This is a genomic window from Curvivirga aplysinae (genome assembly GCF_009711445.1).
GTDB lineage: Bacteria > Pseudomonadota > Alphaproteobacteria > UBA8366 > Aestuariispiraceae > Curvivirga > Curvivirga aplysinae.
In genome coordinates this window covers 1-9,471 of sequence record NZ_SMMC01000098.1, presented here as the reverse complement: position 1 = coordinate 9,471, position 9,471 = coordinate 1, and the positions used below count along the sequence as shown (strand labels likewise).

Annotated in this window: 12 protein-coding genes; 7 read left to right on the top strand and 5 right to left on the bottom strand. The window is 40.7% G+C overall.

Annotated features, from left to right (window positions below; genetic code table 11):
- Positions 1-154 precede the first annotated feature (154 nt).
- From E1160_RS02295 to E1160_RS02265, 7 genes are all read left to right on the top strand, one after another.
- Entirely contained in the window at positions 155-964 is an 810-nt protein-coding gene (locus E1160_RS02295; protein ID WP_155153376.1) for a hypothetical protein, read from the top strand.
- 209 nt (positions 965-1,173) lie between these two features.
- A complete protein-coding gene (gene hisB / locus E1160_RS02290; RefSeq protein WP_155153375.1) occupies positions 1,174-1,773 on the top strand; it encodes an imidazoleglycerol-phosphate dehydratase HisB in 600 nt (199 codons plus the stop codon).
- A 24-nt stretch (positions 1,774-1,797) separates the two neighbouring features.
- The gene (gene hisH / locus E1160_RS02285; protein ID WP_155153374.1) at positions 1,798-2,430 is read left to right on the top strand and encodes an imidazole glycerol phosphate synthase subunit HisH; all 633 of its coding nucleotides are present in this window, start codon (positions 1,798-1,800) and stop codon (positions 2,428-2,430) included.
- Between the two features lie 18 nt (positions 2,431-2,448).
- Positions 2,449-3,168: a 1-(5-phosphoribosyl)-5-[(5-phosphoribosylamino)methylideneamino]imidazole-4-carboxamide isomerase gene (hisA, locus tag E1160_RS02280; protein WP_155153373.1), complete on the top strand. Its 720-nt coding sequence runs from the start codon at positions 2,449-2,451 to the stop codon at positions 3,166-3,168.
- 4 nt (positions 3,169-3,172) lie between these two features.
- On the top strand, positions 3,173-3,955 hold the full coding sequence (hisF, locus tag E1160_RS02275) for an imidazole glycerol phosphate synthase subunit HisF (RefSeq protein ID WP_155153372.1): 783 nt from the start codon (positions 3,173-3,175) through the stop codon (positions 3,953-3,955).
- Between the two features lie 9 nt (positions 3,956-3,964).
- Positions 3,965-4,312 carry a phosphoribosyl-ATP diphosphatase gene (locus E1160_RS02270; protein WP_155153371.1) on the top strand — a complete coding sequence of 116 codons (348 nt, stop codon included), beginning with the start codon at positions 3,965-3,967 and terminating at the stop codon, positions 4,310-4,312.
- A gap of 29 nt (positions 4,313-4,341) precedes the next feature.
- On the top strand, positions 4,342-4,707 hold the full coding sequence (locus E1160_RS02265) for a histidine triad nucleotide-binding protein (RefSeq protein ID WP_155153370.1): 366 nt from the start codon (positions 4,342-4,344) through the stop codon (positions 4,705-4,707).
- A gap of 114 nt (positions 4,708-4,821) precedes the next feature.
- Here E1160_RS02265 and E1160_RS02260 read toward each other — a convergent pair whose 3' ends face one another.
- From E1160_RS02260 to E1160_RS02240, 5 genes are all read right to left on the bottom strand, one after another.
- A complete protein-coding gene (locus E1160_RS02260; RefSeq protein ID WP_155153369.1) occupies positions 4,822-4,980 on the bottom strand; it encodes a hypothetical protein in 159 nt (52 codons plus the stop codon).
- Between the two features lie 149 nt (positions 4,981-5,129).
- Positions 5,130-6,359, bottom strand: a complete 1,230-nt coding sequence (locus E1160_RS02255) for an MFS transporter (protein ID WP_155153368.1) — start codon at positions 6,357-6,359, stop codon at positions 5,130-5,132.
- Between the two features lie 114 nt (positions 6,360-6,473).
- Positions 6,474-6,935, bottom strand: a complete 462-nt coding sequence (locus E1160_RS02250; protein WP_155153367.1) for a PAS domain-containing protein — start codon at positions 6,933-6,935, stop codon at positions 6,474-6,476.
- A gap of 134 nt (positions 6,936-7,069) precedes the next feature.
- Entirely contained in the window at positions 7,070-8,155 is a 1,086-nt protein-coding gene (locus E1160_RS02245) for a M48 family metallopeptidase (protein WP_155153366.1), read from the bottom strand.
- Positions 8,156-8,164: 9 nt separating this feature from the next.
- A partial coding sequence (locus E1160_RS02240; RefSeq protein ID WP_218048658.1) for a DUF898 family protein occupies positions 8,165-9,471 on the bottom strand: 1,307 nt, incomplete at its 5' end.

The following is a 9,471-nucleotide window of genomic DNA, read 5'->3' as shown; positions in this document are numbered from 1 at the left end:
AAAATTTAAATCACAACTATCCTTTGATAAATGCTTAGGGGCAATATTTCTATCTGCACCTTTCGCGATTTATTTGGGATATATTTTCATTCAGAATATACCATATGGGACGAAAACAAATATTGGATATGAGTTAGGTTTCTTTCGTATTCTAATGACATATGGGGTGGCTCTTTTTGGTAGTGTTTTGAGTTATGTTTTGCTGCGATTTTTCAAAATACCATATGACTTTAAACTATGTTTGGTGCTTTTATTTCTCGCCAGCCTAAAACTTTTTAATATTTACAATGAAACAGAAGCTGGACGGCAAAAAGAGCTTTTGGAAAATCAGAAACTAGCATCCCCTGTATATTTGAAAGGGGCGACAACTACAGGCACCTTCTTTTATGGCGGGGTTCGTATGAAGGGCCGTTATTTATCTCAAATGATTGAATCACTTCAACAGGCAGGCCTGAAGAATACCGCATTAGTTCCATCAGAAAACTATTCTTCCGGCAATCTTATTTTGGATGGTCTACAAGTACCTTTTATTAACCATCTGACTTCGGGGTTTCATTTCCCTATTCAATTACCCGTAAAAAGAAATACTCAACAACTTAACTTAATCGGCTATTCTTATGGCAGTATAAAGGCGTCGCAAGATGCGATGATTTTGATTGAGAAGGGGATTTATATTGATCATCTAGTTTTAATTGGAAGCCCAATCAATGAAAATTTTTTGCAGGCATTAAAAAAGTTATTACCAAACGACCGATTAATTATTCTGGACCTGAATGAATATGAAGATCCACTTTATGCAGGCATGAGTGATATCGAAATTTTTTTAAGTCTGCCAAAGCTTATCTATCAACTCTTTGCGCCCAGTGAAGCTATTGGGCACTATCTATATATTGATGTTGGACCTCAAGGCCAAAAAATGAGAGATGAGTTATCTCAAAGATTAAAGATGGCTGGTGTTAAATAGTTTTCGTAAGTTGTTTTAAGAAATTCAATTTGTTTAATTTTTCTGCGAAAAAGACGCCGTAATCACTTGAATATACAAGTGAAAAAACATCTTGAAATGTTCGAATATCCTTGTTTTTTGCGAATTTTAGGCGCATTTGTAGCTTGCCCGACAAAGATCATTTGTCGGGAGACGAATTTTGTAAAAATATAATTTCAGGATTTAAACTAATGCGTCAGGCAAGTGTAGAGCGTAACACAAATGAAACCCGGATTTCTGCAAATGTGAATCTAGAGGGTAAAGGAACCTATGATGTTGAAACAGGCATCGGGTTTTTTGATCATATGATGGAACAGCTTAGCCGACATAGTCTGATGGATTTGCATTTACGGGCCCAAGGGGATTTACATATCGATTTTCATCATACCGTTGAAGATACAGGTTATGTGATCGGTGAGGCGGTGAGCAAAGCGCTGGGTGATCGCAAAGGATTGACCCGCTATGGTCATAGCTATGTGCCAATGGATGAAACACTAAGCCGTGTGGCGCTGGATTTCTCTAACCGTCCTTATTTGATCTGGAATGTGAAATTTACCCGTGACAAGATCGGGGATTTCGACACCGAATTGTTCAAGGAATGGTTTGCGGCATTTAGTCAATCTGCGGGCGTAACCTTGCATGTTGAAAATATCTATGGCGAAAACCAGCATCATATCATCGAAAGTATCTATAAAGCACTCGCGCGCGCCCTGCGTATGGCGTGGGAAATTGACCCGCGCAAAGCTGATGAAATTCCATCTACCAAAGGTACCCTTGGCGGTTCCTTATAATATTAGTTTAAGGAAATTAGATAAATGACTGTTGCCATTATTGATTATGGCTCTGGTAATCTTCGTTCAGCGGCGAAAGCGTTTGAACGGATGAGCGATGAAAAAGTGATTGTGACTTCGGATCCAAAAGTGGTGGAAGCCGCAGATCATATAGTGTTACCGGGTGTTGGGGCCTATGCAGATTGTCGTGCTGGTTTACGTGCTGTTGAAGGTATGGAAGATGCTTTACAAAAAACAGTGATCGAAGCTGGGCGTCCCTTCCTTGGAATTTGTGTGGGAATGCAATTGCTTGCAACAATTGGCGAAGAATTTGGTGGAACTGAAGGGTTAGATTGGATCCCGGGTCATGTGAAGGCTATTGAACCAGATGACGCTAGTTTGAAAATCCCGCATATGGGATGGAATGAATTGCATGGTGTGGATGAAAGCCTTCATCCAGTTTTAGATGATCTGGACCATGGGGCCTATGCCTATTTCGTGCATAGCTATCATTTTGTGCCGGATAATAAAGATCATTTATTGGCAACCACACCTTATGGTCAAACCATTACCGCCGTGATTGGGCGCGATAATATTGTAGGAACCCAATTCCATCCTGAAAAAAGTCAGGAAACTGGTTTGCGCTTAATTAAGAACTTTCTTGGCTGGAAGCCATAATTGTAAGGAAACTGAGAGATGATTTTATATCCAGCTATTGATTTAAAAGATGGCGAATGCGTGCGTTTGTTGCGCGGTGACATGGATGTTGCCACAGTTTTCAACGATGATCCGGCAGCCCAAGCCAAGGCTTTTGCCGATGAGGGGGCTGAATGGCTTCACGTGGTTGATCTCAATGGTGCCTTTGAAGGCAAGCCGGTGAATGCAGATGCAGTTGATGGTATTCTAAAAGCCTCTTCCATGCCGGTTCAATTGGGCGGTGGCATTCGTTCTGTGGCACAGGCCGTTGATTGGGTAGAACGTGGTCTAAGCCGCGTTATTTTGGGTACAGTGGCGATTAAGGACCCATCCGTAGTGATTGAAGCCTGTAAAGAGTTACCGGGCAAGGTGGCTGTTGGGATCGATGCGCGCGATGGTTTTGTGGCTGTTGAAGGTTGGGCTGAGGTGACTGAAATCACAGCTCTTAATCTAGCAAAGAAATTCGAAGATGCAGGTGTTGCCGCAATTATCTATACGGATATTGAACGTGACGGTGCGATGCAGGGCCCTAATACAGAGGCAACATCCAAATTAGCCGATCATGTGAGCATTCCGATCATTGCCTCTGGTGGCGTGTCTAATCTGGATGATTTATCTGCATTGAAAGCCGCAGGGAATATCAGTGGTGTGATTTCCGGTCGTGCGCTTTATGACGGACGTATTGATATCGCATCTGCCTTGAAATTGTTAAAGGATTAAGGGAATGCTGACAACACGTGTAATTCCTTGTCTGGATGTGAAAGATGGGCGCGTTGTAAAAGGCGTGAATTTCGTTGGTTTGAAAGATGCGGGTGATCCGGTAGAACAGGCTAAGATTTACGATGCGGCTGGGGCGGATGAATTAACCTTCCTTGATATTACAGCCAGTTCCGACAATCGTGAAACCATGTATGATGTGATTAGCCGTACGGCCGAGGCGATTTTTATGCCGTTGACCGTAGGGGGCGGTGTACGTGAACCGGAAGATATCCGTAAATTGTTATTGGCGGGTGCGGATAAGGTCTCCATCAATACGGCAGCGGTTCATAATCCTGATTTTGTAAAAGTGGCGGCGGAAAAATTTGGTTCTCAATGTATCGTTGTGGCCATTGACGCAAAAACGGTGGCGCCGGGTAAATGGGAAATCTTCACCCATGGGGGTCGTAATCCGACAGGTATTGATGCCATTGAATGGGCAAAGCGTATGGTTTCCTTGGGTGCTGGTGAATTGCTTGTGACGTCGATGGATCGTGATGGCACCAAGGCAGGCTTTAACAATGAAATGAACCGTGCCATTGCCGATGCGGTTTCTGTACCGATTATCGCGTCTGGTGGTGTGGGTAATCTGGACCATTTAGTGGAAGGGGTGACTTTGGGTCATGCTTCCGCAGTTCTGGCAGCGTCTATTTTCCATTTCGGGGAATATACAATTGCCGAAGCCAAAGCGCATATGGCCGCAGCTGGCCTGAATATGCGCCCTGTGAATGACAAACATCTGGATATGTAAGAGGTCCATATGCCTGAAACAAGTACATCAGCAATAAATGCATTGGTTCTAGATGAGCTGTTTAAAGTGATTGAAAGTCGTAAGGGAGATGACCCTTCAACTTCTTATACCGCAAAGCTGTTTACCAAAGGGATTGAAAAAATCGCCCAGAAAGTTGGCGAAGAAGCGACTGAAGTGGTGATTGAATCCGTTAAGGGAGATCAAAAAGCTTTGACTTCTGAATCTGCAGATTTACTCTATCACCTTATGGTGCTTTGGGCAGATCAAGGGGTGAAGCCAAAGGATGTTTTTGCAGAACTTGCAAAACGTCAGGGGATATCCGGCATTGATGAAAAAGCATCTCGTCCGAAAGACTAAGATTTATATTTAAATAAGGGAGATGGGCTATGGCCTATGATGATCAAAATATTTTCGCCAAAATATTGCGTGGGGAAATCCCTTGTGACAAGGTTTATGAGGACGATTACGCTTTGGCATTTAACGATATTGCGCCGCAGGCCCCTTGTCATGTCTTGGTAATCCCGAAAGGTGCTTATATTTCCTGGGATGATTTTTCAGAAAAAGCATCTGATGCTGAAATGGCTGGATATGTAAAAGCGGTTGGCCATGTAGCTCGTCTTGCTGGTGTAAATGAAAGTGGATATCGCCTGATTGCTAATCATGGGGCTGATGCATTTCAGGAAGTCCCTCACTTGCATGTGCATATTCTTGGTAAGCGCGCCATGAAGGGTATGTTACGCCCTGAAAAATAGGATTTGTATTTGGCAGACATTTCGTCTGCCTTTTCCATATGTATTAAATACAAAAAAGCAGGCGCTTTTAGCAAGCCGCCTGCTTTTTACATTCAATATATTCTCTATGGGTCGTTATCTGGCCCAGATATAAATTTGCAAAGACATAAGTGGTAAAAGCAATACGCCCGCCCAAACACCGATTTCTAATTTAAAAAAGAAGGTCGCAGCGTAAACGAAAATAACGACTAGGCCTGCAAGTACGAGTAAAATAGGTTTCAAAGCATCAGCCATTGTAAAATCCTCTTCGGTAACAAATTACCATAAAAACTGACCGTAATATAGGTGCTGTAAACGCAGAAATCTTTGCGCTAGATCAATCGCACAAAAATTAACCTTGAATCGCGATAACACCTTGATTTAACTTGTAGTAATTCTAAAAATTATTCTGCTGCAACGGGGGTTGGTTTCACATGTCCAATGACGACTTCATTTCCTTCTTTTGGGTCATGAGGTACATTTAAGGCCAAAATCAGGGAAATAACCGCCATAATCGCGCCTGCATAGAAAACAAAGGCAGGGCTTTCAGACCATAGGAAATACCCGAAGAGGACCGGGATACCAATGGCGGCAATATGATTAATCGAGAAACTTACACCGGCAGTGGATGCAATGTCTTTTGGATCGGCAATTTTTTGGAAATAGCTACGTTGGGCGATCGCAAAAGCAAAGAAGAGATGATCCAGAATATATAATCCTGCGGCGATTTCTGCGGATTCAGTAAGGCCATAGCCCACAAAAACAAGGATCAAGCCAATATATTCTACGATCAAGGCACGTCTTTCCCCCCATTTGGCGATCCATTGACCTACTTTTGGGGCAAACCACATGCTGATTACATGGTTAGCAAGATAAAGTAAGGTGATGGTTGCGACATCATAGCCAAATTTTTCCACCATCAAGAAGCCCGCAAATACCACGAAAATCTGACGGCGTGCACCCCCCATAAAAGTAAGGGCATAGAAAAGCCAATAGCGTTTTCGTAAGATCATTTTTTTATGCTGCTCTTCCACTGGTTTATGGTTTGGCAAAGCAAAGACCACATAAAGGGTAAGCATAATACATAACCCGCCACCGGCGGCATAAACCCATGCATAATCCAATCCCATAAATTCCATCACAATCCAGATCATGGCATAAGCAATAAGGGATGTGAAAGATCGTGCAGCTGTTTGACGTCCCATGGATTTTGGCGCTTCATCCTTGCTCATCCATTGTAATGTCAAAGACATTTGCATGGTTTCATAATAATGAAAGCCGATAGACATAATCACGGTGGTAATATAAAGGCCCATGGCTGACGGAAAAAAGCCTGTTACAAAAACCCCGCCCCCTAAAAGTAACATAGAGGCGATTGCCAATGTCCGCTCTCGCATAAAAAATAGTAAGAAGACAGCAGCAAAAGCCAAAAAACCTGGCACTTCACGAAGAGATTGCAAGATGCCAATCTCTGTACCTGTGAAAGCCGCTTTTTCAATGGTGAAATTGTTTAGCAATGTCATCCAGGTGGTAAAAGCTAATGGCATGGCGGATGCTAGAATAATTAAGCATCCTTCTGGTGAGTGCCAGAAGTCCTTATTCGTAATTTTTTCTTTCAACCCATACCATTTCATAACATTTACCCATGTATTTTCTGTAGTTAGTAGGCTAGTTATCAGGGAAAGTGATTGCTTGGTCAAGAAACATAACTTGTGCCATAAAGACACATATTCACTTTTGAAGATTATTTAGGGTAAGGTATGTGTCTTGAGATGGACTTCCAATATACTTGCTGCAATGAATTTTGATATTTGGCCGTTCAGGTTTTTATAAGGCAAAAAGAGGCGCTCGGCAGGTAGGTTTTCATCATTGATTGCTTTAAAAGGAAGGTGTTTCACAGATGCTATTTCCGCGTCAATACAAGTGTCATACCAGTCAATGATTTCACTTAGAAAGTTAAAGATAGGAAGTTCATCCAAGTATTTATTTCTATAATCTACATTCGCATAATGGATGAGGCCATTTCCAACAATTTTGGCATAATAGCGTCTCGGTTCTTGCGTGACTTCATATAAGGAAATGAACGGAAATAACTTCTTGGGAAACGAAGATGGGTCAAGCAGGTTTTCCTGAGGAATTGCCCCAGCATTCAGATCGAACCAATGATCATACAATTCTTGTAACAGGCTTGATTTAATTTCCAAGCTCACAACATCCACTCCCCAAAGTAAATTACACATATTTTTAGTGAAGGAATAAATGAGGTCAAGAAACAATATGTAATTTTATTAAAATAACACATAAAAATGGTAATATATTATGTTCCATCTATAGTTTTTGTATATTAGTCGCATATACTTATGAGATTATGCCATTGATCTTCTGAAAGTATTGTTTCTGTGCCCGTATTTTGTGAGATAATTTCATTTGCACGCTCTTTAGTTATTGGATGGGTGCTAAGCCAGTCAGGTATTAAGTTCTCCTTCGAAGATATTTTTGTCAGAAGATCTGCAAGGGGTTTTACGTCTAAATTTGCCTTTTGCATGAGCTTAATGGCATATTGGTCAGCTATTTTTTCTGCATCTCTGCTATGAGAGGCTCCCATGGAATACTGGGCTATTATAGCGAGTGCAGAACCTCCAGAGACATCACCAATTAATAAGCTTATCACAGCCGCTAATGCTACATTTTCCAAAGTTAATATCATGCCATCACGATGTTTTACATGGGCCAATTCATGGGCAATAACAGCAGCTAAAGCATTTGGATGATCAGTCTTTTTTAAGAGGCCATCGAAAATCAATATATGCTTACCGGGCAAGGCAATAGCATTCGGTATAGAATGGCTTGTGATTTTGATTGATAAATCTTTTCTTTCTTCTTTTGAAACGTCCAATTTTGCCAGGATTAATTGTAATTCCACATTTTCGTCAAGAGAGGTGCAGACTTTATATTTTTCTTCACCATCTAAATCGGCAAGGATGGATTTTTCAAGCTCTTGCCCAAGTGTTTTCTCCGTTTCCAGCGGTATATAGCTTACGATAATTCTGGCCCCCATCGGGATCAGAACTTTAATAATTATGATGATTGCAATAATCGCTGAGATTCCCCATTTGGCGATTGGTTTCCACCAACCGGGGGCTTTCGTTGGCCTTTTGTGAAGATTGGGACATATCTCCGAAACTTTTTGCCAGGTCTCAGGATTATTATCTAAAATGAGTTTAGCTTTTGTATTGTTTTCATAACTTAATACATAGCGTGAAGCCGCAGCATGTTTATTTGATTGGAAGAGTTTAATTTCATCATATTGCCAAGATGCAAGATGTTCTCTTGTATCTTTATCCAAGATTTCAACAGAAGTACCCGTGAAGTGAATTAATACTTCACGGGATAGGGCAGATTTACCATCTTGGAATTGAATTTTGCTCATCACTAGAAACTAAAATGCACCAACGTCGAGCGCATCGGCAAATCCTTCACCATGGTTTGATGTCGGTACTGGATTATCCAATGTATTGAACAATGCTTCTTTATTTTCAACTGTCGTATTGCGGAAAATTTCCCTTAAAAGGGCAACAGGAAATAATACAGCGTTAAAGATAATGGTTAAGATATAGGTAAGCGCAAAAGCACCAAAAAATAGATATATAAAAGTTTCTTGAGGAATGGATTTGCCTATTACTGTTAAATCGTCAAAAGATTCAATCATTGCGGCGCTGCCAATGGTAACAACAAGGCAAATAGCGGAAAGGATGATTCCAACCACAATGAAGAAAAGAATTGTTGCGCCCATATAGGCTAAATTTAGTAGTACTAATCGTTTGATACTAAATGTTGTACGTAACGGAGAGTCACCAATAGAAGTTTTGTTAATCGTTGTTTTCAGAACAATTAAGTTAAGGATGAGAAGGCCAATAATTGTCCATATGAAAAGCGCCCCGTAGGAAAGTGTAAGACTGCCTGTTTCCAATCCAGTAAAATCTATATCCCCAGATGCAATATTTTCTATAGAAGAACCAGAAAATACTGGAAATACCTGCATGAATAACGCAATGGAAATTAGAAGACCAACAGCATATAAGATAAAATATGGTTTCATAAAATCTTTAGCTTTGATGGCAGTGATGAAATATGTTTGACCGAACATTGTATTGTTTAGGTATTGTTTGTTTTGCCAAGCAATAACCCAAGGCATGGTTAAGCCAAATGAAAAAACTAAGCTAAAATTCCATAGCATGGACTTGGCGGCATAACGCACTGCTGAGCCTTCTAAGTTAAATCTAATACCGCGCCATGCAGTTCTTGTGAGCTGATAACGTCTCATGCGGTAGAATGCAAATTCGATTAGAAATATAATGACACTTACATATATAACGTTATATGCGATTAATAATCCTGAAGATCCAAAAAGTTCTAATCCATATCTGGCGCCAGCATCAATTAAACCTAGAGGGATTAAAAATACCAAAGCCATCAAAAAGCCTAATAACAGTTCGGTTGCTTTGCCTAGATATTCAAATGAGTCATTATGAAAAGAAATATTTTCCCATAAATATTTTCGTATTTTCGTCTTAGCCCAGAAACGATAAATACCGACAGTTACAATTGTCAGAATTGCATAAATAAATAATTTAAGGAAAAGCGATCCTCTGGAAACTGTTACCTCAAATTGCTTTTCTGGTTCTATATCATTTATGTTTGAATCGTGTTGAATTGCTTGATCAAGCATATCTTCCCCCGAAGTTT

Excerpts from the sequence above, each read along its gene's own strand:
- E1160_RS02295 (WP_155153376.1), top strand. The coding sequence starts at position 155 with ATGACATATGGGGTGGCTCTTTTTGGTAGTGTTTTGAGTTATGTTTTG.
- hisB (WP_155153375.1), top strand. The coding sequence starts at position 1,174 with ATGCGTCAGGCAAGTGTAGAGCGTAACACAAATGAAACCCGGATTTCT.
- hisH (WP_155153374.1), top strand. The coding sequence starts at position 1,798 with ATGACTGTTGCCATTATTGATTATGGCTCTGGTAATCTTCGTTCAGCG.
- hisA (WP_155153373.1), top strand. The coding sequence starts at position 2,449 with ATGATTTTATATCCAGCTATTGATTTAAAAGATGGCGAATGCGTGCGT.
- hisF (WP_155153372.1), top strand. The coding sequence starts at position 3,173 with ATGCTGACAACACGTGTAATTCCTTGTCTGGATGTGAAAGATGGGCGC.
- E1160_RS02270 (WP_155153371.1), top strand. The coding sequence starts at position 3,965 with ATGCCTGAAACAAGTACATCAGCAATAAATGCATTGGTTCTAGATGAG.
- E1160_RS02265 (WP_155153370.1), top strand. The coding sequence starts at position 4,342 with ATGGCCTATGATGATCAAAATATTTTCGCCAAAATATTGCGTGGGGAA.
- E1160_RS02260 (WP_155153369.1), bottom strand. The coding sequence starts at position 4,980 with ATGGCTGATGCTTTGAAACCTATTTTACTCGTACTTGCAGGCCTAGTC.
- E1160_RS02255 (WP_155153368.1), bottom strand. The coding sequence starts at position 6,359 with ATGAAATGGTATGGGTTGAAAGAAAAAATTACGAATAAGGACTTCTGG.
- E1160_RS02245 (WP_155153366.1), bottom strand. The coding sequence starts at position 8,155 with ATGAGCAAAATTCAATTCCAAGATGGTAAATCTGCCCTATCCCGTGAA.